Origin of the sequence: Mycobacterium kyogaense (assembly GCF_036946525.1) — a bacterium.
GTDB classification, from domain to species: Bacteria; Actinomycetota; Actinomycetes; order Mycobacteriales; family Mycobacteriaceae; genus Mycobacterium; species Mycobacterium kyogaense_A.
Genome location: NZ_JAQIIY010000008.1, coordinates 16,324 through 40,505 on the forward strand (window position 1 = coordinate 16,324; position 24,182 = coordinate 40,505).

The window sequence follows — 24,182 nt, forward strand, 5'->3', positions numbered from 1 at the left end:
TGCCGTGGGTGCGTGGTGGGTGTGGCGCTGCAGAGCCCCAGCGAAGTTTCCGTTACGCGAGACCCTCGAAACGGCAACGCCCAGCAACTCGTTCGGCAAGTAATCTCAGGTCATGCCACGCACACTCACTGACGACGAGATCAAGGCCTTCCTCGACAGCCGGCCCGGCTGGGCGGCCCTGACCACGATCGACGAGGACGGCTTCCCGCACACCGTGCCGCTGGGATACTTCCGGCTCGGCGACGACATCGTCATGGGTGTGCGGGATCGCACTCGCAAGATCGCCAACATCGAGGCGAGTCCGAAGGTGAGCGTCATGCTCGAGGACGGGTCCACCATGTCCGACATCCGCGGCGTCATGATCCAGGGCCACGCCCGCGTGGTCCGCGGCGCCGAAGCGGTGGAGCTCGCGCGCCACGGCGCCCGCAGGCGCGGCGTGCCGGAAGATGAACTGCCCACCGAGCCGCGACCGGGCTCGGCCTACATCTACGTCACGCCTGTGCGCACGCGGTCCTGGCAGTACGGCGACTGATCAGCCTGCTGGTACGACGTCGCTTCCCGCGCCCTTGATCGACGCCTTCGCGCGATTCTCCGCGCGCACCGCCCGCGTGCCGCGTACATAGCCGGTCGCCGAGATCGACGCGGCCAGCAGCGCGTCCTCGCCCTTGGTGAACGGGTGGAAACCGACGCCCGCGCCACCGCGACCCTTGACCGGAATGTCGGCGACTTCGGTGACCTTCCAACTCTTTTCGGCCAGCGACAGGATTGCCTCGCCGTTGGCGCAGGAGACGGGTAGCGCGGCGACGACCTCGTCGCCGTCACCGGCCAGCTTCACGCCGGCCACGCCATTGCCTGCCGCGCCCTGCGGGTTGACCGCGGTTGGATCGATCCGCAGGATCTTGCCGCGCCGCGTCACCAACGCCAGGTGGTAGCCCTCCGGCAGCACGCCGGAGCGCACCAGCCCGGTGATGTCCGGCGCCACCGGGATATCGCGGATCTTGAACGGCAGACCGTTTCCGTTGGTGAACTTCACCCGGCCGTCGGTCCACACCGCCCAGCCCAGACCGGACGTGAGCAGCTCACCGTGGCTGTCGGAGAACACCCCGCGATCGTCGAGCCGCCATGCGGTGTTGACCTTGCGTTCCCGCGGACCGTCGTCGTCCCCGCTCGCCGTGACGGGCGTGGCCTCGGCATCGAGCACCGTGCGGCGGTCGAACTCCGGCCCCTTGAACAGCTTGGCCGTCTCGACGAGTTCCTGGTCGATCACCTTCCGGCGGGCATCCGGGTCGGTCACCAGCTCGGTCAGCGCCGCGAATTCGGCGTCCAGCTTCTCCGCCTCGGCCCGCAGCTCGATCACGTCGAGTTTGGTCAGACGTCGAAGCTGCAGTGCCAGAACGTAATCGGCTTGCACGGCGTCGATCCCGAACCGCTCCTGCAAACCCTGGCGGGCCTCGTCGACGGTGTCGGAGCCGCGGATCACCGCGACCGCCGCGTCGATGTCCAGATGGATGGTCATCAGGCCGGCCACCAGGTGCCGACGGGCGGTGACCTTCTCCAGCCGGTACTCGCTGCGGTGCAGCACCACCGAGTCCCGCAGCGTCAGGAACGCCGCGATCAATTCACGGACAGACCACCAGCGGGGCACCCGGTTCTCGTCGAGCGCGACCAGACTGGCGGCGAACGTCGACTCCAGCGGCGTCAGCGCCAGCAACTGCGTGCGGATGTCTTCGGCGTTGTGGCCGCGCTTGGCGGTGACCACGATGCGCAGCCCGTTGCGACGGTCGGTGAGGTCCGACATGTCCGCGACACCGGACATCTCGCCGGACTCGGCCAGCGCCCGAATCCGTTCCTGCACAGTGTTGCTCGCAACACCGGGCGGCAGCTCGGTGATGATGCAGTTCTTGCCGTCGATGTGGATCGTGCCGCGGACGGTGAACGCACCCCGGCCGGTGGTGATGTACTCACGCAGTCCGGTGGTGCCGACGACGGTGGCGCCGCACCCCCAGTCGGGCCCGGGGATCAGTTTGACCAACCTGTCGTCGGTCATGTTCGGAGTCTTCAACAGGGCCCGGCAGGCGGCCATCACCTCGCGGGGATTGTGGGCCGGGACCTTGGTGGCCCATCCCTCGGCGATGCCGACGGCACCGTTGCACAGGAGCACCGGCCACTGCGCCGGCAGCATCGTCGGCTCGGTCCATTCACCGTCGAACGTGGGCACCATCGGCACGGCGTGGTCGTCGAGTTCGGCGGTCAGCGCCGCCCCCGGGGCCGACAACCGCATCTCGGTGTACCGGTCGGCGGCGGGGATGTCGCCCTGGATGCGGGGGAATGCGCCTTGTCCGTCAATGACTTTCACGCGCTGGAACTCGGCGGCCATCAGGGCTGCCGCCCCGTACATCGACGCGCCGCCGTGGGGGTGCAGGTTGCCGGTGACCGCCGAGCAGACCTTCGACGACTTCTGCGGCTTGTTGCCGGGCAGCAGCCGCGAGTCGTGCATCTGGTAGAGCAGGCGCCGCTGGCCGGGTTTGAGCCCGTCGAACGCCGACGGAATGGCGCGGTCGCTGACACTGTAGAGCGCGAAGGTCAGCTGGTAGTGATTCCAGTAGTCGTCGGCGCTCTGATCGAGCACCAGGTCGGGGTTCTGTTCGGGGATGTCCAGGGTGGCAGACACTTCAGTACTCCTAGTCGAGGTCCAACGCGGAGGTGTCGACGCGGGCGGCGATCTCGGCCATCCACGTGCGGCGCCCCTCGGGCGGCCCACCGAACAACGTGTGGTGCAGCTTTGCCTCGTCGTGGTCGGGGTGGACGCGGATCACCGTGCGCCGCTGGGGATCCAGCACGGTGTTCCAGAAGTCGTCGGCATCCATCTCACCGAGACCCTTGTTTCGTTGCACCTCGACCCGCTTCTTGGAGGTGGCCTTGAGCTGGGCCACCGCCGCGTCCCGTTCGGACTCGTCCTGACAGTAGACCCGCTCGTCACCGTTCTTCACCACGAACAGCGGTGGCAACGTCACGTAGACCATGCCGGCCTCGACGAGCGGACGGTAGAAGTCCAGGAACATCGAGATCAGGCTCGAGTTGATGTTGCCGCCGTCGGGATCGGCGTCGGAGGCGAACAGGATCCGGTCATACCTGCACTGCTCGGGATCGCAGCTGTCACGCACGCCGCAGCCGAGAATCCGTTCGATCGAATCGAATTCGTCCTTGCCGCGCGCCTTGCTCAAGGCGAAGCCGTACACGTTGGGCGGCTTGCCTTTCAGCGGGAAAGCTGCCTGAAACGTCGCGTCGCGGGCGGCCTTGATGGTGCCCAGTGCTGAGTCGCCCTCGCAGAGGAACAACTCGGCTCCCGAGCCCCGGCCGGTTTCCCTGCTGGGCAGCAGCTTCGGTGGCAGCGACAGATTGGTGCCCAGCCCCTTGGCTTTCGATGCCGCACGCGACCGTGCCTTGGCGCCCTCGGCGCTGCGGCGCGCCCGCGCGAACTCGAGCGCCAGCTTGGTCCACAGTGACACAGCCTCACCGTTGGCGGGGTTGGCCGCCCAGATCGTGACGCTGCGAGCGACATCGGGTGCCATCGCCACGTTCAGCGACCGCGACGAGACCGCCGTCTTGGCCTGCGAATCCCACGACACATCGGGTGCACGGGTGTCCACCGCCAGCGCGGTGACCGCGGCGAAATCCTGTGCCTCAGGGCCTTCTTCACCCTTGGCTAGGCCCAGGTCGCGAATACGCGACGCCCGGTCGGCCAGAGCTTCCGAGAGGCCCTTCATCGCCGCGGTCAAGTGCGATCCGCCACCGGGTGTGCGCACGGTGTTGCAGAACGCGGCCACGGTGGCAGGCTCCGCGGGGCCTGCCGTCAGAGACCAGCGGAACGGTGTCGGGCCACGGCCGGTGGTGTACTCCCCGCGGCCTTCCACGCCTGCCCGGACGACCGGCGCGGGCGCGCCGGCCGCGGTGCACATGAGGTCGAGCAGCGTGTCGGTGCCCCAGGGGCCGTCGAACGGCTCGAGCAGCGCCTGCGGCACCTCGTCGCCGGGCCAGCCCTCGTCGACGACGGCCAGGTGTACGCCGGGGGACATCCGCGCGGCCGCGTGGGCGCGCAACAGCACCTCTGAGATGTCCATCGTGGAATCGGGCACGACGGTCGGGTCGAACAGGATGCGCACGGTCGTGCCGTGGGCGTTCGGCTTCCGGTTACCGACGCCCTGCAGTTTCTGGGTGTCGGCGCGGGTGAAGGGCGCATGGGGATCGAAGTCCTGGCCATCGAACACGCCGGGATAGCCGCCACCGAAGCTCTGTAGATAGGTCTTCCCGCCGCGGCGGACCGTGACGTCGGTGCGGGCGGAGATGAAAACTGCTGCTGCAGCACCGATTCCGTTCAGGCCGGCGCCGGTGCTGGTGGCATCGGCATGCGCGGAGAACTTTCCGCCGGCGCGCGCAGTGCCCAGGGTCTTGACGATGCCGTTCTTGCCGGTGGCCGGGTCGGTGTCGACCGGCAGGCCTCGGCCGTCATCGGCGACGCTGACCGACCCGTCAGCGTGCAGGGTGATCGTGACGGCCGACCCGCCATGGCTAGGATCGGCCACTTCTTCCACCGCGTTGTCGATCAGTTCACGCAACGCGGTGTTCAGGATGTCCAGACCGAGGTTGACCGCCGGCCGCAGGCGGGTGTGCTGGACATCGTCGAGCTCGGTGATGTCAGCGGCGGTGTAACTCACGTCTCGTCCTTTCCATGGGGAGGGCGCCGATCGGTGGAATGGTAGACGGCGGATCCGACTTCCTCGTGGATCTGCAGCTCAGCCGCCGGGTTGTGGCGGTGATCAGGGGACGACGGCCCAGGTGCGGCGGTCAAAGGATGCCCGGACAGTCTGACACCATGGCGCGATGCGCGCCTTTCTGTCCCGCCAGCGCCGGCGGCTGACATGGACGTTGCGCCCGCAGCGGGTCATCACCGTCACCGGGTTCGACGAGCGCAGACAGCGATGGGTCGCCGTCGAGACGTCGCCCTCTGTGGAGCGCGACGATGTGACTTTCGCGACGTTCAACGTCTGGTTCGGCGATTACCACGCGACGGCGCGGTACCAGGCCATCGCCGACCTGCTCGAGATGCACACCCCGGATGTCATCGCACTGCAGGAGATGACGCCCGTGGCACTCGAGGTGTTCCTCGCGCAACCGTGGATTCGACTGCACTACGTCCGCGTGGCGGCCACGGGCGAGGACTTCGGCAGGTACGGGCTCGTCATCCTGTCGCGGCTGCCGGTGTCGCACGCCGTCTACACCCATCTGCCACGCAGTGTCGGTCGCGGCCTGCTCCAGGCGAACCTGACGATCAACGGACGCACGCTGACGATCTGCTCGCTGCACCTGGCGAGCGGCAAGACCGCTTCGGAGCTCCGCGCCCGCCAGCTCGCCACGGTTCTTCGTACCGTCGATACCGCCGAAAACGCGGTGCTGCTGGGAGATTTCAACCTGCGCACCGCCGAAGCGCTCACGCTGCCCGCATCGTTGCGCGACGCGTGGCTGACGCTCCATCCCTCCGACGAGGGGTTCACCGAGGACACGTCCATCAACCTCATGCTCAGCGACAAGAAGAACAAGCGCAGACAGGAGCGGTTCGACCGCGTCCTGGTCAAGGGCGACCGGTGGGCACCGGCGCACATCCAACTTTTGGGTACCGGGCCGATCTCGCCCACGTTGCCCCGCGTCTTCCCCTCCGATCACTTCGGTCTGCTGTGCCGGCTGGAACACGTCGCAGGCACCGACTGACGCGCCGGCATTGCGGCCGCATGAACTCTGGGAAAACTCCGTCGTCCAGCGCCGCCCGGTCGGGCGGAGCCGTCTACGCTGGCGTCAATGGCTACCCCTGTGCCGTCCAACGACGAGTTGCGCGTCAACTTCCAGGTTCTGCTGAACAGCGCCCTCACGCACGGACGAGCGGCGGCGCGCGACTGCGGTCTTGGCCCTGCCACGGTCGAAGCGATCAACGCCATCGCCTACGACCACCCGGACGCCGAAGCGGACGCGATCGCTGCTGCCTATGACGCCTTCGGCGCTGAGCATGGGGGAGCGCACCAGGCCAGCAGGTCGGCATAGCTGGTAGCCCTCTCATCATCTGGCGCGAGTTGCGCTGTGTGCCAGTAGATTGCGGCACTCAGGCGAGAACGGGTACCTCGGCGAAGTCCTTTGTGGCAGCCCTGTTCGCCTGTAGGCACGCCCAGGACATCGTGAACAGGAAGATGCAGTAGGTGGTCAGCGCCAACCAGAACACCAGCACCCCGTTCCAGGCGAAGGGGCCGCTGTGGAAGAAGAACGCGAAGATGTCGGGGATGAACGACACGGCGACGAAGAAGTTCACATAGCCGACCCAGCGCGGGAACACGGTTTGACCACTGAGAACGGCGATTCCGATGGACGCATTCTGCAGACAGAACAGCATGATGGCGGGAAACAGGATGAGCCAGCCCATGTCGTGCAGCAGCAGCACCGTGTCATCGGATCGGTCGGTGCGGAATGTGGCCATGGCCCACAACAACATCGGCAACAGGTTGAGCAGGAGCGTGGCGGTTCCGGTGGCCAGCTGGGTCAGCGCCAGTACGGGGCGCCGTCCCTCGATTCGCAGCAGATGCATGCTGATGGTGGCGACCAGTGGTGCGTACAAGACGATGCCCAGGGACGCGAGGACGAACCCTGCCCCGGTCCGGGTGGGATGCTCGAGGTAGAACGCGCGCACCTCGGACATCGGCGCACCCGGACCCAGCGGTAGGGGCAGCATCCCGGCGATGAGCCAACCCGCGAGGGTGACCACGACTGCGGCCGGCCCGCCGAGAGCACACAGTTTCAGCACGCGAGGACTCACGAATCCCTACCCTCCCAACGCACGAGCGGTGAACACCCGCACATTTTTAATCTTGATTAAGTGGGAAGGTAGTTGTTCGCAAGCGCAGTGGTCAAGATCTGCCCCTCTCGCCCCGGGGCGAGACCGTCAGCCGATCGTGGTGTCGCTGTCGATCTTGTCCGTGGCCGCGCTGATCACATCGCCTGCCGCCTGCGGGCCGTCGACGTTGAGTTGCAGAACGTAGAGTCCGTCGTTCTCCGGGATCACCACCGTCTTCTGCGCGATGACCCGCGTCTGTCCATCGCGGGTGTAGCTGCCCCCGAGCACGTAGGCCGGATAGTCCCCGAGGGTGCTCTCGGAACCGGGGTTCCCCGGCTGGTAGTCGGGGAAGTTGTTGAGCTCACCCGGAGCCAGCGAGATGATCTGCTGGGGATCCACGTCACCGGTCAGCTTGGACATCAGCGCGATGATGTTGGGCTGGTCGTCGGCGAACTCGGGCCCGTTGTAGACGATCGCACCGTAGGCGTAATCGGGTGTCTGCTCGGGCGGCACGACCTCCCAGCCGTCGGGGACCGGCAGGTTGACCGGCGGCGCGCTGGACCTCCACGAGCAGGGCGGCCGCAGAATCTTCTGCCCGCTCTACTACGGACTGCTCGCCGACGCGACGGAGCTGCACCGCGGCCCGGCCGACGCGCTGGCCTGTGTCAACCACGCCGAATCCATCGCGGCCGCAACCGGGGAACGGGTGTGGGACGCGCAGTTGTCAGCGCGGCGGCTGCGCCTGGCCGCAAAGCGTATACGGGGTGTCACCGTCGAGGCGACCCACACCTGAGGCGAGCTCGCCGGGCTATCTGCAGCAGTTCGGGTCCAGCACCGCGCACAGAGCGCCCAGCGCATCGGGCGCGACATGATGAAAGACGTTCATGCCGCGGCGATCCGATGCCACGAACCCGGCGCGACGCAATTGTGCGAGGTGGTGGCTGACGGTCGACTCGGTCAACCCCAGCGCCGCCGCCAACGCGCCACTGTTCTCCTCACCGGCCGATGAACTGAACAACATCGACATGATCTTCACTCGGGCGGGATCTGCCAGCGCCTTCAGACGCAGCGCCACCTGCAGCGCATCATCATCACTCATCGGACCCGACGCCACTGGCGCACAGCACACCGGGCCGGACATGTCGATGGTGGGCAAGCTCTTGGGCACCCACTCATAGTGTCACCATCTTGACATTCATCACAAAGGTGGCATCGTGGCCGTCGTCGCAACTTCGACATACGTCGTACAGGTAGGGAGGCAGGTATGTCCTCGATGTCCCGCATCCAGCTCGCACTCAACGTCGACGACCTCGACGAGGCCATCACGTTCTACTCCAAGCTCTTCAACACCGCGCCGGCGAAGGTGAAGCCCGGTTACGCGAATTTCGCGGTCGCCGAGCCGCCGGTGAAGCTCGTGCTGCTCGAAAACCCCGGCCGCGGTGGCACGATCAATCACCTTGGTGTTGAGGTCGATTCGAGCGACACCGTGCACAGCGAGATCGACCGCCTCGCCGGCGAGGGGCTGTTCACCGAGGAGGAGATCAACACCACCTGTTGCTTCGCGACCCAGGACAAGGTGTGGGTGAGCGGTCCCGCTGGGGAGCGCTGGGAGGTCTACACGGTGCTCGCCGATTCGGACACCTTCGGCGCCCGCTGCTGATGGCCCACTCGTGACAGACAAGGCCGGCGTCGTCGAGAAGCTCTCGTTTCTCGACAGGTTCCTGCCCATGTGGATCGGCATCGCCATGGCCGCCGGGCTTCTGCTCGGCCGGCTGGTGCCCGGGCTGGACGCGATCCTCAACGGTGTTGCGGTGGAGGGCATCTCGCTGCCGATCGCCCTCGGGCTTCTGGTCATGATGTATCCGGTTCTTGCGAAGGTGCGCTACGACCGACTCGACACCGTGACCGGCGACCGCCGGCTGCTCCTCAGTTCCCTTGTGTTGAACTGGGTTCTCGGGCCTGCGCTGATGTTCGCGCTGGCCTGGCTGCTGCTGCCCGACCTCCCGGAGTACCGCACCGGTCTCATCATCGTCGGGCTGGCCCGGTGTATAGCCATGGTCATCATCTGGAACGACCTCGCCTGCGGGGACCGGGAAGCAGCCGCCGTACTGGTGGCCCTGAATTCGGTCTTCCAGGTACTCATGTTCGCCCTATTGGGTTGGTTCTACCTGTCGGTGCTGCCCGGGTGGCTCGGCCTGCAACAGACGGGCATCGACGCCTCGCCGTGGCAGATCGCGAAATCCGTCGCCGTCTTCCTCGGCATTCCGCTTCTAGCAGGCTATTTTTCGCGCCGACTGGGGGAGCGGACGAGAGGGCGTGACTGGTACGAACACGTCTTCCTGCCGAGAGTAGGACCCTGGGCGCTGTACGGGCTGCTGTTCACCATCGTCGTCCTGTTCGCGTTGCAGGGCGATCAGCTCATCGGCCGGCCCCTTGACGTCGTGCGCATCACGCTGCCGCTGCTGGCCTACTTCGCGATCATGTGGGGCGGTGGATATCTCATCGGCGCCGCACTCGGTCTGGGATACGAGCGCACGACTACGCTGGCATTCACCGCGGCGGGCAACAACTTCGAGCTCGCGATCGCGGTAGCCGTCGCGACGTTCGGCGTCGCCTCGGGGCAGGCTCTCGCCGGGGTCGTCGGCCCGCTGATCGAGGTACCCGTGCTGATCGGTCTGGTCTATGTGTCACTGGCGCTGCGCCGCCGCTTCGCCGCAGCCCGACCCGAGTCGACAACAGCATGAGGCCCTCTGTGCTGTTCGTGTGTGTCAAGAACGCCGGCAAGTCGCAGATGGCGGCCGCCCTCACCCGTCAGCTCGCCGGCGATTCCGTCATCGTCGCTTCCGCCGGCACGCGACCAGGCGACCATGTCAACGCGTTGTCGTCGCAGGCCCTCGCGGAGGTGGGCGTCGACCTCAGCGGTGAGACGCCGAAGCCGATCTCGGCGAGCATGATTCGTGACGCCGACGTGTTGGTCGTACTCGGCCGCGAGGCTCGTGTGGAGCAGGTCGCCGGCCCTCGCTTCGAGACCTGGGACACCGTCGAGCCGTCCGAGAGGGGCATCGACGGAATCGAGCGCATGCGGCTGATCCGCGACGACATCGCTCGGCGGGTTCGCGCACTCGTCGACGACCTGAGCACCTGACCGCCTGGCGTTCCCAGCCCCACCGCAGCCTTCGGCAAGTATTCACCCACTGAGCGAATCCTTGCGGCGGGCAAGCAATCTCCTGCAGACCTGCCGCGAACCCTTTACGTCATCTCGCGCAGCGCGTTTCATCGAGTGAATCCTCATCACCGCCACGAGTTTCTGCAACGTCGCAGTCTGCGGTATCCGAACGGACGTCAAGCGCTTGCCGAAGACGTTCGCTGTCAAAGGACTTCACGATGATGCGTGGATTGATAGCGCTGTTGACGGCAGCCCTGGCGTTGGCCACATCGGGAATCGCCCACGCGGGAGGCAACATCGGCGCCAATCCGGTGCGCCACGCTGTCAGCTGCAGCGGACAAGAGATGGACGTGCAGAGTGACGGTGGCGCTCCGGTCAGCTGCCCGTCCAGCGGCGGCGGCGCCAAGAGCGACATCAAGCCGCAGACGATTGTTGCGAACATGGTTCCGGTGGGCGGTGATGACCCGCACGACCTGACAGGGACCTACCCGAAGGTCAGCAGCTACGGTGGGATCTCCGATCCGACGCCGCCACCTCAGTACACGGGCCCGTTCCTCCCCACCCAATAGCGCTACCGCTGGCTCTCGAGGATGTCGACGACCTGTTGTAACGGGTCCGAGACGGTGGAGACGGCACCGAAGTACGGGTGCGACAGTTCGACCACGAGGAAGAGCTGTGCCCCGACGAGCGTGCCGATGATCGCCACCATGGCGTAGTGGTTGGCGGGCTTCTCGACTCCGTAGATGATCGCGCACCCGAGCAGCAGGCCACTGGTGACGAAGATGACCGCCCACAGCGACCAGGGTGGACCGGTATCGGTGCGTGCCTGCAGCACCCGTTCCGTGCGGTTCTTGCTCATGTCGTTGAGATTGCTGAACGACGTTGACAACAACGTCTTTTGCGCATCAGTCCGGGCGGTCACACCCTCATACGACGCATAGAGCCGATTCAACGCCTGGTCCGCCTCGGGGTAGAAGCGTCCGGCGTTCGATTCGTCCCACTCCGTCAGTGCGGCCCGCTCGTAGGCCAGCAGGCTCTCACGTATGCGGTCGCGGTCCGGCTCGTCGAACACACCGGAGTCACGCGCCAGCTGGGCGCCCGCCGCCCCTTCGGTGCGCACCACCGAGTCCGCATGGCTGATCTGACCCCACATGGCCGAGACGACGAATCCGATGAAGAACGCGAACACGAACCCGACGACGCCGAACGCGAACTTCGTCACGTCGTTGTGCTCGTCGTCCCGCGCGCCGGGGAAGCGGCGCCGCACCAGCGTCTGGACACCGACGGCGAATCCCGCCGTCGCGGCCACGATCAGGATCAGCAACAACCACGACGGCACATGGGTCACCAGCCACTGACTCACGCTGCCCCCTCGGCTCCGATTGCTGCTGACTCTAAACGGACCGCCTTGAATACTTCGCGAGACACGGGGAACAATGACAGTGGCTCAACAAGGACGCCCTCGCCATATCGGGGTGTCTGGGGAACCTCCAATGACCGTCCTGCTCGATACAACGGATCTCGGTGAAGCCGAACAGCTGGTGAGTGCCAGTTACAGCAAGGTGCGCTTCACCGGGTCAGGTGCCGCCGCTCCTCGAATCCACATGGACCGCACCGAGCTGGGCGCCATGACACTCGACGACTTCCAGTTCAGCCTCGATTTCGAGTTCGACAGCGAGCCGCTCGACGCCGTCGTCCTGTGCCTCGTCCGATCGGGCACGATCCTGCACCGAACTTCCGAGGGTGAGCCTGACGTGTGTCGGGCGGGGGAGATCGTCGCGTTCGGCGCGCACGAGAACGAGTACCTCAGCGGCGAATCCCGCGGTGTGCACTGCGACGCGATAGCCCTGGACAGGCGATTGCTGAGCACCGTCGCGACGGGGGGTGACCGGTTCCGAACCGGTCCGATTGACCGCACCGACACCGGTGTCAGCCATCGCCGGTTCCCACGTCATCACCGCGTTGCGGCACATCAAGCATTCCGTTGCGGCGAATCCGTGCGCTGCCCAGAGCCCGTTGGTGCTCGGCAACGCCCGGCACTACCTGGCGGCCTGCGTACTCGCCGCCTTTCCGACCACCGCGCACCTCGACCCGACTCCGCTCGATCGGCACGACAGCTCACCGGCGTTGCTACGGCGCGCGATCGCCTTCATCGACAGCAACGCCCAGCGCGACATCTCGATGGTCGACATCGCCGGCGCCGTCTACGTGACGCCTCGAGCGCTGCAGTACATGTTCCGTAAGCACTGCCACTGCACGCCGACCGAATATCTGCGCCGCGTCCGGCTCTCCCACGCGCACGCCGAGCTGGCCGCCGGCGACCGGTCCGCGGTGCGGGTCGCGGAGGTGGCTGCGCGATGGGGCTTCTCGCACTCTGGGCGCTTCGCCGTGTATTACCGAGAGCAGTACGGCGAGAGCCCGCACACCACGCTGCGCCGGTGACCGCGGCCTCACGGTGATGGCGGCGGAGGCAGAAGAGACTGAGGCGCAGTGCTTTTGGCGCGCACCGCCAGCAAGCCGCCGCCGATGACCAGCGCCATGCCCGCGTAGGTCGACAGCGCCGGGCGATGGTGCCACACCAGCCAGTCGATCAACGCGGTGAACACGATCACCGAGTAGATGAACGGGCCCAGCTTCTCAGCCGGGGCGTACCGGTAGGCGACAATGATCAACGCCTGCGACGACAGCTGTGCGACGCCGACGCCGATCAGCCACGGCCAGGCTGCCACAGTGACCGGCGCGAAGTCGGCAGCCGCGATCGGCACCGACATCGCTGTGGACAGCAGGAAGTAGTAGAAGAGAATCCGTAGTGTCGGTTCCGTGGCGCCCAGCCACCGCACCGACATCATCGCCACCGCGAGCAGCACCGCACCGGCGAACGCCGACAGTTCCCCGACACTGAGCCCATGGCCCTGCGGCCGCAGCACCAGCATCACACCGGCGAAGCCCACCGCAGCCCCGAGCCACGTCGCCATTGCTACCCGTTGGCGGGTGACCGCCCACGCGATCAGCGGCATCCACAGCGGTGCGCTGTAGGTCAGCAGCGTCGCGTTCGCCAACGGAATCTGGCCGATCGCGAAAAACAGTGCGTACCAACACCCCGTCCCTGCCGCGGCACGCAACACATGCAACCAGATCCTGCGGGTCCGCATCGCCGCCCAGCCGTGCCGCAACGCCACCGGCGCCACCGCCGCCAGACAGATCGCGTTCTGCGTCAGCAACAGCACTCCGGTCGATGTGTGCTGCCCCGCGACCTTGGCCAGCGCGCCCACCAACGCGACACAGAAGAACGCCGCCGTGGTGAGAAGTGCTCCCGCAGTCAGGTTTTCGGCGCGGTAACCGCTGCGGTCAGCCGACACCGCGACCGACCGTCGGCGTGAGCTGCGGAGTGGAGCGCTTCATCACCCCGTTGAGCAGGCGCGGCGACACGAGGTCGAGCGCTCGCAACGGGAGCATCTTTCGGGGCACGATGCGCACCGGGCGCCAGCGGGCGGCCTCCACCATCCACTCCGCAGCCTCGTCGGCGCTCAACGCGGCCAGGCAGTCATACGCCCGCGTCGGGGCGATCATCGGGGTTGCCACCAGAGGGTAGTAAATGGTCGTCGACCGGACCCCGGCCTCGGCCAGCTCGTTGTCGATGACCCGGCTGACCGCGCTGAGTGCGGCCTTCGACGCGTTGTAGACGCCGAACAGCGGCGAGGACTCCGGCATCACCCGCCAGCTCGAGATGTTGATGATGTGGCCGTCACCGCGCGCCACCATCCCCGGTGCGATGCCCCTGATCAACCGCAGCGGCGCGTAGTAGTTGAGCGTGATCGTGCGCTCGACGTCATGCCATCGGTCCAGCGATTCGAGCAGCGGTCGACGGATGGACCTGCCTGCGTTGTTGATCAGGATGTCCACCGGGCCCGCGTCCGCGGCCAGCGCGTCGACGGCATCGAGATCGATGAGGTCGGTCGGCATCGCCACCGCGTGCCCGCCCCGCGCCGTGATCCGGGCGACGACGTCGGCGAGCAGGTCCGCCCGGCGCGCCACCGCGAGCACCGTGGCCCCGTGGGCCGCCAACCTCTCCGCGGCGACCGCTCCGATCCCCGACGACGCCCCTGTGAGCAGAATTCGCCTGTCGCGCAGGGGAATTGAATTGCGCGTCGAAAAGTGGGGGAGCGGTCGCATGCCGGCGAGCCGGAGCGCGCGGCGCAGCGAGCTCGTCATCGGGCCAACTCTAGGGCCGACACGACGACGATCTGAGCGAATTGCCGCCGCGATCGGCTGACGGGGGCGTAATTTTGCCGTAACACACGCCACGGGGGTCGGCGAAGGGATAGTCCATGGTCCAGGCACACACGATCGGACGGGTCGGCGCGCTCGCCGTGACGCTCGGCGTCGGTTGGGCGGTGGCCACGGCCGCCCCCGGAGTGGCGTACGCCGACGACACCGGCAGCGACACCTCGGCGTCGGTCTCGGCCTCGTCGTCGCAATCGTCGTCGGAGGCATCGACGACCGGGACATCCCGGGCTGCCGAGCGTCGGGCCGCTGCGCAGCAACGCCGCGACGACGCGCGCGAGGCCGCCGCGACCCGTCGCGCCGAGCGTCAGGAGGCCCGGCGTGCCCGGGTCGCCGACCGCGACACCAACGGCCCCGAGCGCACCTCGGTCAAGGTCACCAAAGATTCCAAAGATCAGGAGTCGTCGCGCGCTGACGCCCCGAACGATCCGCCCCCCGCAGCGCCGCTCGCGCTCACCACGTTGCTGACCGCCGCTGCCGCCAAGCGTGAGGAACGCACGGTGCAGCGCGCCACCGCCGCGCCCCAGGTGAGCGCCCTGGCTGCCGACGACACCCCGAACGTGCTGGTGATCGGCATCGACGGGACCAATCTCAGCAAGATCCTCGCCAACCAGCAGAACACCAACCTGTTCAGCCTCATGCAGGGAGGCACGACGGCAGCATCGACGATCGTCGGACACACGACGATCTCCAACCCGTCGTGGTCGTCGATCCTGACCGGGGCGTGGGGTGAGAAGACCGGCGTGATCAACAACGTCTTCACCCCCTGGACCTACTCGAAATGGCCGACCCTGTTCACCCAGCTCGAGCAGTTCGACAGCAGCATCGAGACCACGGCGATCTCCGACTGGGACGTGATCGCCGGCATCGCGGGCACCGGCGGGGCAGCCGACGTCGACAACAACATCTACTTCACCCAGGTCGCCGGCGACACCGACTGGTCGAAGACCGACGACCGCGTCGGCGACGCCACCGAGGCTGCCATCGCCAACGCCGACCCGGATGTCGCCAACTTCGTCTTCAGCTACTTCGTCGGAGTCGACGAGAACGGACACATGCACGGCGGCGACTCACCGGAGTACGCGGCCGCCATCACCAACGTCGACCGCAACATCGGCGAGATCCTCGACGCGATCCAGGCCAGCGGCCAGGAGTGGACGATCATCGTCGTCACCGACCACGGGCACCAACCGCAGAAGGGCATCGGCCACGGATTCCAATCACCGGCGGAGACATCGACATTCGTGATCGCGAACGGGGCCGGATTCACAGCCGGCGGGATCAACTCGACCTACTCGATCGTCGATGTCACGCCCACTGTCCTCACTCTGTTCGGCGGACAGGCCTCCCCGAGGTCCGACGGCGAGTCTTTGACAGACCAGGACGGCAGCACCGTCCTGCCCGAGGCCGGTGAGCTCAGGAACGACCTTCTCGACGCCATCGCCTCATACGGTTATCCCGACATCGGGACCCAGCTCAGACTTGGCCTGCGCACCATCGTGACCTCGGTGCCCTACTTCGTGTTCGGCGCGACCAACCAATTCACCGGCGCTCTGCAGGATCTCGTCGACCTCGGCATCCCGATCGTCAGCCTCGTGGCCAAGATCGCGATCATCCCGGTGCAGCTGGGCGGCGACCTCGTCTACGTCGCGACCAACCTCGCCGCGCAGATCGTCGCCAAGCTCACCGGTGTCGAGGGTGCGAGCATCTTCCCGCTCTGGCCGCCCGCCCCGCCCGCGATCGAGCCTCAGCCCGACGAGACCACGACGTTGGTCGACCTCTTCTCGGTGTGCGGGGACGATCCGGCCGCGGCGAGCTTCCTGTGCGGCGCACCGAGCATCGCGGTCTAACGCGACATCGAGCCGATGAAGTAGGACTCCTTGCCGGTGGGATAGCCGCCACCGTCGGTGGCGATGTGCACGTGGTCGAAGTGGTTGGCCGTCTCGTTCCCGTAGTCGGCCGTCCAACTCGGCGCGCCAATGCCGGGATAGAGGGCCTGGCGCCAGATCACGTGCAGGACACCCCAACGTTTGGCGTTGGCCAGGGCATAACCGGCGATCTGGTTGCCCAGCGCGATGCCCTCTTCGGAGTGGTAATTCGGGATCATCACGTCGATCGCCAGACCGTTCGGGTGCCATTTCAACGGATCCTGTCGATACCCGCCGATCGTCGTGATCTCGGGGAACATCGCGCTGATCGCGCGGGCCGCCCAGATCGTCTTGACCTGTAACCCGCCTTCGGGTGCGACGCCGCGCGGCAGCGACAGATCGAAGACCCGCGCGTCGATGGGTGCGCTGGCGGCCAGGAGTTCGGCCTTGTCCGGTGGAGGCGCCGCCGGCGACGACGGCTGTCCGGCCGGGGCGTCGACATGCGGCGCGGAGGTCGGCGTGGCAGCCTTTTCCGTGTCCTGCGCGTAGAACATGCCGGCCGACACCACGAGCGACAGGGCGATCGCCAGCCACCGGCCACGGCCGTTGGCTAACAATTTCGCGCGCACGAGGTGCACTGTAGCGCCGCGTGCTGCCGTCGCGGGCAATGTTGGGATGACGGCGCGTTTGAAAAGAAGCAGCGTTGGGCACGCTGTGTTCCTGTTCTCGGTGCGGGGGCTCGCGTGGCCCGGACGAAAGGCGTGCTCGATGAGCGAAGTCAGGACAGGATCTGCAGAAGCCGGCACCGAGCGAAAGCTGGGAACCAGCCTGAAATCCCGGCACATCACGATGATCTCCATCGCCGGGATCATCGGGGCCGGTCTGTTCGTCGGCTCCAAAAACGCGATCGCCGAGGCAGGCCCCGCGGTCATCCTCTCCTACATCATGGCCGGCACCCTCGTCGTGCTGGTCATGCGCATGCTGGGGGAGATGGCGACCGCGAACCCGGACACGGGCTCGTTCTCCGTCTACGCCGACCGTGCGCTCGGCGGCTGGGCCGGCTTCTCGATCGGCTGGCTGTACTGGTGGTTCTGGGTACTCGTGATCCCGGTCGAGGCCACCGCCGCCGCCGACATCCTGACCAGCCTCATCGGTGGCGCGCAATGGATCTGGGCGCTGGCGGTCACGCTGCTGCTGACCATCACCAACCTCGCGAGTGTGGGCAACTACGGCGAATTCGAATTCTGGTTCGCACTCATCAAGGTCGTCGCCATCATCGCGTTCATCGGCGTCGGCGTGGCCGCGATCTTCGGCCTCATCCCCGACTCGCAGGTCAGTGGCATCGACAATCTGTGGCAGCCCGACGGATTCCTGCCCAACGGGTTCGGCGCCGTCATCGCCGGCATGCTGATCACGATGTTCTCGTTCATGGGCACCGAGATCGTCACCATCGCGGCCGCCGAATCGCCCGACCCCCAGCACGGCATCACCAAGGCCGTGCGCACCGTGATCTGGCGCATCTCGCTGTTCTACATCGGCTCGATCTTCATCATCGTCTCGCTGATGCCCTACAACGAACTGCCCGACGGGTCCTACCAGTCCACGCTGCAGGCGATCGGCATCCCCGGTTCCAAGCTCATCATGGACATCGTCATCCTCACCGCAGTGGCGTCGTGCCTGAACTCCGCGCTCTACACCGCGTCGCGAATGCTGTTCTCGCTCAGTGAGCGTCGCGACGCGCCGCAGGCCGTCCGCAAGATCGCCGGCAACGGCGCACCCTGGGTGGCGGTCCTGCTCTCGACCGCGGTCGGCTTCCTCGCCGTCATCGGCAACTACCTGCTGCCCGAGAAGATCTTCGGCTACCTGCTGGCCACCAGCGGCGCGGTCGCGCTGTTCGTGTACCTCGTGATCGCGATGAGCCAGTTCGTCCTCGGTCGCAAGATGCGGGCGGCCGGGGAGCGCCCGCCGGTGAAGATGTGGCTGTTCCCGTACCTGACCGTGGTGGTGATCGGACTGATCATCGCGGTGCTGGTCCTGATGGCGTTCGATCCCAAACAGCAGCAGGCCATCGGACTCTCGGTGGTATCGGCCGTCATCATCGTCGCTCTCGGGGTGATCGTGCACCGGCGCCACGGTGCCTCGGCCGATGACCGGGTCGGCACCGGCTGAGGATCAGGGCCGCTTGGCGACCGTGAGAAGGATCGCCGCGTCCTCCAGCGCGAGCAGGGAGTGCCGGCGCTCGGGTATCAGCAACAGATCCCCGGCGCGGCCGTCCCACCCGTCGTCGTCGACGACCAGTCGGACGGATCCCCTGAGCACGTAGATGGTCGCCTCACCGGGGTTCTCGTGCTCGCTCATCTGCGAGCCCGCCGTCATCCCGACCACGGTCTGCCGCAGAATCCGCTCGTGACCGCCCACGACCGTGTCGGCGGCGTTGCGGCCGGTCGCTGCCGCCCGCTCGAGTTGTTGGCGGGCCAAGGCCTCGATCGACACCTTCTGCATAGCTGCCATTGGATGCCTGCGGCGCCCGAGGGTCAACCATGGATGTGACCGGACCGGCGGGCACCCCGGTTCGGTAGGCTTCAACCGCCCCGAAACTGACATATCTCTGACCGCACCACAACGCCGGGAGGCCACTACATGAGCGCCGAGCAGCCCACCATTTTCTACACCTTGACCGACGAGGCGCCGCTGCTCGCGACCTACGCCTTCCTGCCCGTGGTCCGTGCCTTCGCCGGCGCCGCCGACATCGACGTCAAGTCCAGCGACATCTCGGTGGCCGCGCGCATCCTCGCCGAGTTCTCCGACCAGCTCACCGAAGAGCAGCGAGTACCCGACAACCTCACCGAGCTCGGCGAACTGACCCAGTTCGCCGAGACCAACATCATCAAGCTGCCGAACATCAGCGCCTCGGTGCCGCAGCTGCTGGCCGCGATCAAGGAACTCAAGGCCAAGGGCTACGACCTGCCCGACTATCCGGGCGAACCCAAGACCGACGACGAGAAAAAGGTCAAGGAACGCTACGCCAAGATCCTCGGCAGTGCGGTCAATCCCGTTCTGCGCGAAGGAAATTCAGACCGCCGCGCACCCAAGGCGGTCAAGGAGTACGCCCGCAAGCATCCGCACAGCATGGGGGAGTGGTCGCAGGCGTCGCGGACGCACGTCGCGACGATGAAGGGCGGCGACTTCTACCACGGTGAGAAGTCGATGACGCTGGACAAGGCGCGCAGCGTTCGGATGGAGCTCAAGACCCACCCCAAGGACGGCTCGGCCGGCGAGACCGTCGTGCTCAAGCCCGAGGTCAAGCTCGACGAGGGCGACGTCATCGACAGCATGTTCATGAGCAAGAAAGCCCTCATCGAGTTCTACGAGGCGCAGATCGAGGACGCCTACAAGACGGGCGTGATGTTCTCGCTGCACGTCAAGGCCACGATGATGAAGGTCAGCCACCCGATCGTGTTCGGTCACGCGGTCAAGGTGTTCTACAAGGACGCGTTCGCCAAACACCAGGAACTGTTCGACGAGCTGGGCGTCAACGTCAACAACGGTCTGTCCGATCTCTACAGCAAGATCGAGGCCCTGCCCGCCTCGCAGCGCGAGGAGATCATCGAAGATCTGCACAAGTGCCACGAGCACCGGCCCGAACTCGCGATGGTCGATTCGGCGAAGGGCATCTCCAACTTCCACTCGCCCAGCGACGTCATCGTCGACGCCTCGATGCCGGCGATGATCCGGCTCGGCGGAAAGATGTACGGCGCCGACGGCCGCACCAAGGACACCAAGGCGGTCAACCCCGAGTCGACGTTCTCCCGGATGTACCAGGAGGTCATCAACTTCTGTAAGACCCACGGTCAGTTCGACCCCACCACGATGGGGACCGTGCCCAACGTCGGACTGATGGCGCAGAAGGCCGAAGAGTACGGCAGCCACGACAAGACCTTCGAGATCGGTGAAGACGGTGTCGCCGACATCGTCGACAACGAGACCGGCGAGGTGCTGCTCAGCCAGAACGTGGAGGCCGGTGACATCTGGCGCATGCCGATCGTCAAGGACGCCCCGATCCAGGACTGGGTCAAGCTGGCGGTGACCCGCGCCCGCGCCTCGGGCATGCCGGTGGTGTTCTGGCTCGACGACGAACGGCCGCACGAGAACGAGCTGCGCGCCAAGGTGAAGAAGTACCTCGGCGACCACGACACCGAGGGCCTGGAGATCACGATCCTGCCGCAGGTGTGGGCCATGCGGTACACGCTGGAGCGGCTGATCCGAGGTCAGGACACCATCTCGGCGACCGGGAACATCCTGCGCGACTACCTCACCGACCTGTTCCCGATCCTCGAGCTCGGCACCAGCGCGAAGATGCTGTCCATCGTGCCGCTGATGGCCGGAGGCGGGCTGTACGAGACCGGCGCCGGCGGCTCGGCGCCCAAGCACGTGAACCAGCTGGTGGAAGAGAACCACCTCCGCTGGGACTCGCTGGGTGAATTCCTCGCACTCGGCGCCAGCTTCGAGGACATGGGCGCCAAAGCCGGGAACAAGAAGGCCTCGATCCTGGGCAAAGCGCTCGACGCCGCGATCGGCAAGCTGCTCGACAACAACAAGAGCCCGTCGCGCAAGACCGGTGAGCTCGACAACCGGGGCAGCCAGTTCTACCTGACGATGTACTGGGCGCAGGAACTCGCCAACCAGAGCGAGGACGCCGAGCTCGCCGAGCACTTCGGCCCACTGGCCGCGAAGCTCGCGGAGCAGGAAGACACCATCGTCTCCGAACTCAACGCCGTGCAGGGCGAGGCCGTCGACATCGGTGGCTACTACTACCCGGACCGGGAGAAGACCGCCGCGGTGATGCGCCCCAGCAAGACGTTCAACGACGCCCTGGAGTCACTGCAGAGCTGAGTCGACCCGGCTGCCCGCTCAGCTAAACCACCAGATTCGCCGCTGCCGTTCATTGCGGTTTCGCCACGTTCGGCCACATTTCGGTGTGGTGTGCGTAACATCCGACATGGATACGCCGATATAGGGCCATCACCGGCCGTCGTCAGGGGTAGCTATGCGCGTGGTTATGGGTGTTTCGTTGACCGCCAAGAGTGCGGTGTGGGCGCTCGTCGATGTCAAGGACGGCACCGTCCTGGCCGACGAGGTCGTCGCGCTGGATTCGGCGAACGAGGTTGCCCGGGCCACGGCCCGCAGCGTCCAGGCGTTCGCCCTGCAAAGTCAGCGCGACATCGACGGGGTGCGCCTGGTGTGGAACGACGACGCACGAGCGCACGGCATCCGGTTGCGCACCAAGCTGCGGCTGTTCGGTTTCGACACCGTCGAGACGGTGACCCAGGAAGCGGCCCGCGACGGGCGCAACCGCACGGCGCGCCACATCGCCCCCCATCTGGTGCTCGCCTACGGCGCGGCCCGCGCCGATGTGCACGGTGACGAGCACCGCAACGCCCTGGCACGCCTCGTCTCCCGCGTGCCGCTGCCCGTCTCGGCAGCGGCCGGGGTGATCGCCGTCGCCGGCATCGGGATCTATGCGCTGACCGGCGGATTCACGGCGAGCGCTCCGGTCGTGGAGGCGTCGTCGCCGGCGCCAGCACCGGCTGCGGCGCCCGCCGTGCCTGCACCCGTCCCCGTCGCGGCACCGGCGGCGGCGCCGGTCGCCGCGTCGATCCCCGAGGCCGCTCGGGAGACCTTCACGCCGGTCGAATCGGCTCAGTCGTATTACGCGCCGGCGGTGACCGATTCCGAGGAGGATTCGCCCGCGGCATCGTCTGCGGCAGCGAACTCCGCGGCGACCCCGGTGGCGGCGAGCACCGATGCGACGGTCTACCCCGCGGAGAGCGCGACGGTGCCACAGGTCGCGACTGCGCGGGAGCCCCAGCAGCCCACCAGCGCGAGCATCGCGGCGGTCGGCATCACCCCGAGTGACCCGCAGACGATCGGCACGATGACCGGCGAGCCGCACCTCACCGGGTCGCAGCTGGCCGCCGGACCGGTGCAGGCCGTCGTCGCGCCTGCCCCGGCACAGTCCGCGCCGGCGAACTCCGACACGCCGGGTGCCCTATCGAACTCGGCGCCCAATCCCGCAACCAACGGTCCCTTGAGCGCCTTCCTGGAAGCGCTGCCCTGACGGTGACCCAACAGGGGTAGAAGTACTCATCCGAGCGGCCCCGCGCGAGGGCATGCTGGCGTCATGACCGTTGCGCCCCCCACCCGTGACCGCGCCGTCGACGTCGCCCGACTCGCGGCGCTCGTCGTGGTGATGTTCGGCCACTGTGCGCTCCTGCTCGCGACCATCGACGAGCGCGGCCTGCACGTCGCCAACCTCATCGGAGCGCTACCCGCGATCGCGCCCGTCACCTGGATCGTGCAGGTGATGCCGCTGTTCTTCCTGGCCGGCGGCGCGGCGGGCGCCTACGGCTACCGCGAAGGAACCCCCTGGGGCACATGGCTTTTCACCCGAGCTCAGCGGCTGTGCCGGCCGGTCTTCTTCTACCTGGCGGTGTGGTCCGCGGGCTTGCTGGCCGTCCAGCTCACCCTCGGCGCCGAATCGGCCGCTCGACTGGGCCGGGAGAGCGTCGCGCTGCTGTGGTTCCTCGGGGTGTACCTGGTGACGCTGGCCTTCGTCCCTGCTCTGGTCCGAATGGCCAGCGCGCGCGCCGTCACCGTCGTGCTGGCCGGCCTACTCGCGGCCGCCGCGCTCGGCGATGCCGCCCGGTTCGCCCTCGACACGCCCACCGCGGGCGTCACCAACTTCGTCGTCGTCTGGCTCATCCCGATCGTGATCGGCGTCGGTTACGCGCGACGGTTGATCAGCGCCCGGTGGGCGGCGTCGACCGGGATCGCCGCCGTCGCCGCACAACTGGCGCTGGCGGCCGTCGGTCCTTACGACGTGTCGCTGGTGGTCACCGGTGCCGAGCGCGTGTCCAACGTGGCCCCGCCGACGCTGCTGCTCGCCCTGCACTGCACCTGGATGGCGTGCGCCTTCGTCCTGGCCGCGGGTGCGCTGCAGCGGTGGGCGCACGGGCGGCGGGTGTGGCGGGTGGTCAGTACGGGCAACGGCGGCGCGATGACGCTGTACCTGTGGCACATTCCGGCGATCGCGGTGGCCGCCTTCGCGCTGAATGCCGTCGGCCTGGACGCCTACGACGTGCACGCGCCGGGGTTCTGGGGCCTGCTGGCGCTGCGTGCCGCCGTGTTCGCCGTCGTGATGGGCGCGCTCTTCGTGGCGCTTTCCCCGCTGGAGCACCGCCCGCTGCCGTGGTGGGACCGGCCGGTGGGCGCACACGGCATGCGTGCGACCATCACCGGCGCGCTCGTGTGCGCGGCCGGGATCGCGCTCGTGTTCACCGCCAAGCTGGGACTCACCGGCTCGGGATGGGCCGCGCTGGCGGTGTTCGTCACCGCAGTGGTCGCGGCGCGGATCGGTGCGGGGACGGGGAACACCGAGGACGTCACCTCCCACAGCGACGTCACGGAAAACTCCACGCAAAAAGTTGGCCCCAAATCTTGATCTAATCCAGAAAACGGGCCAAGATCGAGGAGATGACCGGCGAACCCGAATACGCAGACGCGCTGAAGTCAGCGGGACTTCGGGTGACCCGTCCGCGCCTGGCGGTGATGCACGCGGTCGAACACCATCCGCACGCTGACACCGAGGACATCATCTCCGCCGCCCGTGACAGGCAACCCGACATCTCTCGCCAGACGGTCTACGACGCGCTCAACGCCCTGACCGCAACCGGGCTCGTGCGTCGGATTCAGCCGGCCGGTCATCTCGCCCGCTACGAAGCCCGAGTGGGCGACAACCACCACCACATCGTCTGCCGGTCGTGCGGTGTGGTGGCCGACGTGGACTGCGCCGTAGGCGAGGCGCCGTGCCTGACCGCGTCGGACGATCTCGGCTTCGACGTCGACGAAGCCGAAGTCATCTTCTGGGGCCTGTGCCCCGACTGCAGCCCGCAGCCCCGATCACATCCGTGATCAGTTCGTCATCCACCAC

24 protein-coding genes and 1 pseudogene are annotated in these 24,182 nt (G+C 67.0%); 14 read left to right on the forward strand and 11 right to left on the reverse strand.

The window, feature by feature from the left end; translation table 11 throughout:
* Positions 1–112: 112 nt before the first annotated feature.
* Positions 113–532 (forward strand): pyridoxamine 5'-phosphate oxidase family protein, encoded by a 420-nt coding sequence (locus PGN37_RS05950; RefSeq protein WP_335330106.1) that lies wholly within the window; start codon positions 113–115, stop codon positions 530–532.
* Here PGN37_RS05950 and PGN37_RS05955 read toward each other — a convergent pair whose 3' ends face one another.
* Positions 533–2,671 carry a DNA gyrase subunit A gene (locus PGN37_RS05955; RefSeq protein WP_335330107.1) on the reverse strand — a complete coding sequence of 713 codons (2,139 nt, stop codon included), beginning with the start codon at positions 2,669–2,671 and terminating at the stop codon, positions 533–535.
* Between the two features lie 10 nt (positions 2,672–2,681).
* Positions 2,682–4,715 (reverse strand): toprim domain-containing protein, encoded by a 2,034-nt coding sequence (locus PGN37_RS05960; protein WP_335330108.1) that lies wholly within the window; start codon positions 4,713–4,715, stop codon positions 2,682–2,684.
* A 166-nt stretch (positions 4,716–4,881) separates the two neighbouring features.
* Here PGN37_RS05960 and PGN37_RS05965 point away from each other — a divergent pair, with 166 nt between their 5' ends.
* On the forward strand, positions 4,882–5,766 hold the full coding sequence (locus PGN37_RS05965; RefSeq protein WP_335330109.1) for an endonuclease/exonuclease/phosphatase family protein: 885 nt from the start codon (positions 4,882–4,884) through the stop codon (positions 5,764–5,766).
* Positions 5,767–5,853: 87 nt separating this feature from the next.
* Entirely contained in the window at positions 5,854–6,093 is a 240-nt protein-coding gene (locus PGN37_RS05970; RefSeq protein ID WP_335330110.1) for a hypothetical protein, read from the forward strand.
* A gap of 58 nt (positions 6,094–6,151) precedes the next feature.
* Here the strand turns inward: PGN37_RS05970 and PGN37_RS05975 are convergent, their stop codons facing one another.
* Together PGN37_RS05975 and PGN37_RS05980 are read right to left on the reverse strand one after the other, a co-directional pair.
* On the reverse strand, positions 6,152–6,856 hold the full coding sequence (locus PGN37_RS05975; protein WP_335330111.1) for a hypothetical protein: 705 nt from the start codon (positions 6,854–6,856) through the stop codon (positions 6,152–6,154).
* 126 nt (positions 6,857–6,982) lie between these two features.
* Positions 6,983–7,387, reverse strand: a complete 405-nt coding sequence (locus PGN37_RS05980) for an LpqN/LpqT family lipoprotein (protein ID WP_335330112.1) — start codon at positions 7,385–7,387, stop codon at positions 6,983–6,985.
* A gap of 28 nt (positions 7,388–7,415) precedes the next feature.
* Here PGN37_RS05980 and PGN37_RS05985 point away from each other — a divergent pair, with 28 nt between their 5' ends.
* A complete protein-coding gene (locus PGN37_RS05985; RefSeq protein WP_335330113.1) occupies positions 7,416–7,667 on the forward strand; it encodes a hypothetical protein in 252 nt (83 codons plus the stop codon).
* Positions 7,668–7,682: 15 nt separating this feature from the next.
* On the opposite strand, the gene PGN37_RS05990 is transcribed toward PGN37_RS05985, so the two are convergent.
* Complete coding sequence (locus tag PGN37_RS05990; protein ID WP_335330114.1) at positions 7,683–8,042, reverse strand: Rv2640c family ArsR-like transcriptional regulator; 360 nt, start codon at positions 8,040–8,042, stop codon at positions 7,683–7,685.
* 105 nt (positions 8,043–8,147) lie between these two features.
* On the opposite strand from PGN37_RS05990, the gene PGN37_RS05995 reads away from it, so the two are divergent.
* The 3 genes and pseudogenes from PGN37_RS05995 (at position 8,148) to PGN37_RS06010 (ending at position 10,609) form a co-directional block, all read left to right on the forward strand.
* Positions 8,148–8,534 (forward strand): ArsI/CadI family heavy metal resistance metalloenzyme, encoded by a 387-nt coding sequence (locus PGN37_RS05995; RefSeq protein ID WP_335330326.1) that lies wholly within the window; start codon positions 8,148–8,150, stop codon positions 8,532–8,534.
* A gap of 10 nt (positions 8,535–8,544) precedes the next feature.
* A pseudogene (gene arsB, locus PGN37_RS06000) lies at positions 8,545–10,019 on the forward strand (ACR3 family arsenite efflux transporter).
* Positions 10,020–10,258: 239 nt separating this feature from the next.
* Complete coding sequence (locus tag PGN37_RS06010; RefSeq protein WP_335330115.1) at positions 10,259–10,609, forward strand: hypothetical protein; 351 nt, start codon at positions 10,259–10,261, stop codon at positions 10,607–10,609.
* Between the two features lie 2 nt (positions 10,610–10,611).
* On the opposite strand, the gene PGN37_RS06015 is transcribed toward PGN37_RS06010, so the two are convergent.
* Both PGN37_RS06015 and PGN37_RS06020 read right to left on the reverse strand, forming a co-directional pair.
* The gene (locus PGN37_RS06015) at positions 10,612–11,403 is read right to left on the reverse strand and encodes a bestrophin-like domain (RefSeq protein ID WP_335330116.1); all 792 of its coding nucleotides are present in this window, start codon (positions 11,401–11,403) and stop codon (positions 10,612–10,614) included.
* 214 nt (positions 11,404–11,617) lie between these two features.
* The gene (locus tag PGN37_RS06020; RefSeq protein ID WP_335330117.1) at positions 11,618–11,977 is read right to left on the reverse strand and encodes a hypothetical protein; all 360 of its coding nucleotides are present in this window, start codon (positions 11,975–11,977) and stop codon (positions 11,618–11,620) included.
* Here PGN37_RS06020 and PGN37_RS06025 point away from each other — a divergent pair.
* On the forward strand, positions 11,967–12,482 hold the full coding sequence (locus PGN37_RS06025; protein WP_335330118.1) for a helix-turn-helix transcriptional regulator: 516 nt from the start codon (positions 11,967–11,969) through the stop codon (positions 12,480–12,482). The two genes, PGN37_RS06020 and PGN37_RS06025, sit on opposite strands and share 11 nt — an antisense overlap.
* An 8-nt stretch (positions 12,483–12,490) precedes the next feature.
* On the opposite strand, the gene PGN37_RS06030 is transcribed toward PGN37_RS06025, so the two are convergent.
* Together PGN37_RS06030 and PGN37_RS06035 are read right to left on the reverse strand one after the other, a co-directional pair.
* Positions 12,491–13,399: a DMT family transporter gene (locus tag PGN37_RS06030; RefSeq protein WP_335330119.1), complete on the reverse strand. Its 909-nt coding sequence runs from the start codon at positions 13,397–13,399 to the stop codon at positions 12,491–12,493.
* The gene (locus tag PGN37_RS06035) at positions 13,389–14,252 is read right to left on the reverse strand and encodes an SDR family oxidoreductase (RefSeq protein ID WP_335330120.1); all 864 of its coding nucleotides are present in this window, start codon (positions 14,250–14,252) and stop codon (positions 13,389–13,391) included. The genes PGN37_RS06030 and PGN37_RS06035 overlap by 11 nt, the downstream gene beginning before the upstream one ends.
* 116 nt (positions 14,253–14,368) lie before the next feature.
* On the opposite strand from PGN37_RS06035, the gene PGN37_RS06040 reads away from it, so the two are divergent.
* Positions 14,369–16,174 (forward strand): alkaline phosphatase family protein, encoded by a 1,806-nt coding sequence (locus PGN37_RS06040; RefSeq protein WP_335330121.1) that lies wholly within the window; start codon positions 14,369–14,371, stop codon positions 16,172–16,174.
* Here PGN37_RS06040 and PGN37_RS06045 read toward each other — a convergent pair.
* Positions 16,171–16,746, reverse strand: a complete 576-nt coding sequence (locus PGN37_RS06045; protein ID WP_442932869.1) for a glycoside hydrolase — start codon at positions 16,744–16,746, stop codon at positions 16,171–16,173. The two genes, PGN37_RS06040 and PGN37_RS06045, sit on opposite strands and share 4 nt — an antisense overlap.
* A 214-nt stretch (positions 16,747–16,960) precedes the next feature.
* Here PGN37_RS06045 and PGN37_RS06050 point away from each other — a divergent pair, with 214 nt between their 5' ends.
* Entirely contained in the window at positions 16,961–18,361 is a 1,401-nt protein-coding gene (locus PGN37_RS06050; protein ID WP_442932859.1) for an amino acid permease, read from the forward strand.
* 3 nt (positions 18,362–18,364) lie between these two features.
* Here the strand turns inward: PGN37_RS06050 and PGN37_RS06055 are convergent, their stop codons facing one another.
* Positions 18,365–18,694 carry a cupin domain-containing protein gene (locus PGN37_RS06055; RefSeq protein ID WP_335330123.1) on the reverse strand — a complete coding sequence of 110 codons (330 nt, stop codon included), beginning with the start codon at positions 18,692–18,694 and terminating at the stop codon, positions 18,365–18,367.
* Positions 18,695–18,832: 138 nt separating this feature from the next.
* Here PGN37_RS06055 and PGN37_RS06060 point away from each other — a divergent pair, with 138 nt between their 5' ends.
* The 4 genes from PGN37_RS06060 (at position 18,833) to PGN37_RS06075 (ending at position 24,163) form a co-directional block, all read left to right on the forward strand.
* Positions 18,833–21,085: an NADP-dependent isocitrate dehydrogenase gene (locus PGN37_RS06060; RefSeq protein ID WP_335330124.1), complete on the forward strand. Its 2,253-nt coding sequence runs from the start codon at positions 18,833–18,835 to the stop codon at positions 21,083–21,085.
* 178 nt (positions 21,086–21,263) lie between these two features.
* Positions 21,264–22,310, forward strand: a complete 1,047-nt coding sequence (locus PGN37_RS06065) for a hypothetical protein (protein WP_335330125.1) — start codon at positions 21,264–21,266, stop codon at positions 22,308–22,310.
* A 63-nt stretch (positions 22,311–22,373) separates the two neighbouring features.
* A complete protein-coding gene (locus PGN37_RS06070; protein ID WP_335330126.1) occupies positions 22,374–23,693 on the forward strand; it encodes an acyltransferase family protein in 1,320 nt (439 codons plus the stop codon).
* Between the two features lie 32 nt (positions 23,694–23,725).
* Complete coding sequence (locus tag PGN37_RS06075; protein ID WP_335330127.1) at positions 23,726–24,163, forward strand: Fur family transcriptional regulator; 438 nt, start codon at positions 23,726–23,728, stop codon at positions 24,161–24,163.
* The last annotated feature ends 19 nt before the right edge of the window (positions 24,164–24,182 follow it).

Coding starts and splice junctions, on each gene's coding strand:
- PGN37_RS05950 (WP_335330106.1), top strand. CDS start 113: ATGCCACGCACACTCACTGACGACGAGATCAAGGCCTTCCTCGACAGC.
- PGN37_RS06020 (WP_335330117.1), bottom strand. CDS start 11,977: ATGGCTGACACCGGTGTCGGTGCGGTCAATCGGACCGGTTCGGAACCG.
- PGN37_RS06035 (WP_335330120.1), bottom strand. CDS start 14,252: ATGACGAGCTCGCTGCGCCGCGCGCTCCGGCTCGCCGGCATGCGACCG.
- PGN37_RS05995 (WP_335330326.1), top strand. CDS start 8,148: ATGTCCCGCATCCAGCTCGCACTCAACGTCGACGACCTCGACGAGGCC.
- PGN37_RS05970 (WP_335330110.1), top strand. CDS start 5,854: ATGGCTACCCCTGTGCCGTCCAACGACGAGTTGCGCGTCAACTTCCAG.
- PGN37_RS06075 (WP_335330127.1), top strand. CDS start 23,726: ATGACCGGCGAACCCGAATACGCAGACGCGCTGAAGTCAGCGGGACTT.
- PGN37_RS06045 (WP_442932869.1), bottom strand. CDS start 16,746: ATGTTCTACGCGCAGGACACGGAAAAGGCTGCCACGCCGACCTCCGCG.
- PGN37_RS06010 (WP_335330115.1), top strand. CDS start 10,259: ATGATGCGTGGATTGATAGCGCTGTTGACGGCAGCCCTGGCGTTGGCC.
- PGN37_RS06055 (WP_335330123.1), bottom strand. CDS start 18,694: ATGCAGAAGGTGTCGATCGAGGCCTTGGCCCGCCAACAACTCGAGCGG.
- PGN37_RS06050 (WP_442932859.1), top strand. CDS start 16,961: ATGAGCGAAGTCAGGACAGGATCTGCAGAAGCCGGCACCGAGCGAAAG.
- PGN37_RS06040 (WP_335330121.1), top strand. CDS start 14,369: ATGGTCCAGGCACACACGATCGGACGGGTCGGCGCGCTCGCCGTGACG.
- PGN37_RS06070 (WP_335330126.1), top strand. CDS start 22,374: ATGACCGTTGCGCCCCCCACCCGTGACCGCGCCGTCGACGTCGCCCGA.
- PGN37_RS05965 (WP_335330109.1), top strand. CDS start 4,882: ATGCGCGCCTTTCTGTCCCGCCAGCGCCGGCGGCTGACATGGACGTTG.
- PGN37_RS06060 (WP_335330124.1), top strand. CDS start 18,833: ATGAGCGCCGAGCAGCCCACCATTTTCTACACCTTGACCGACGAGGCG.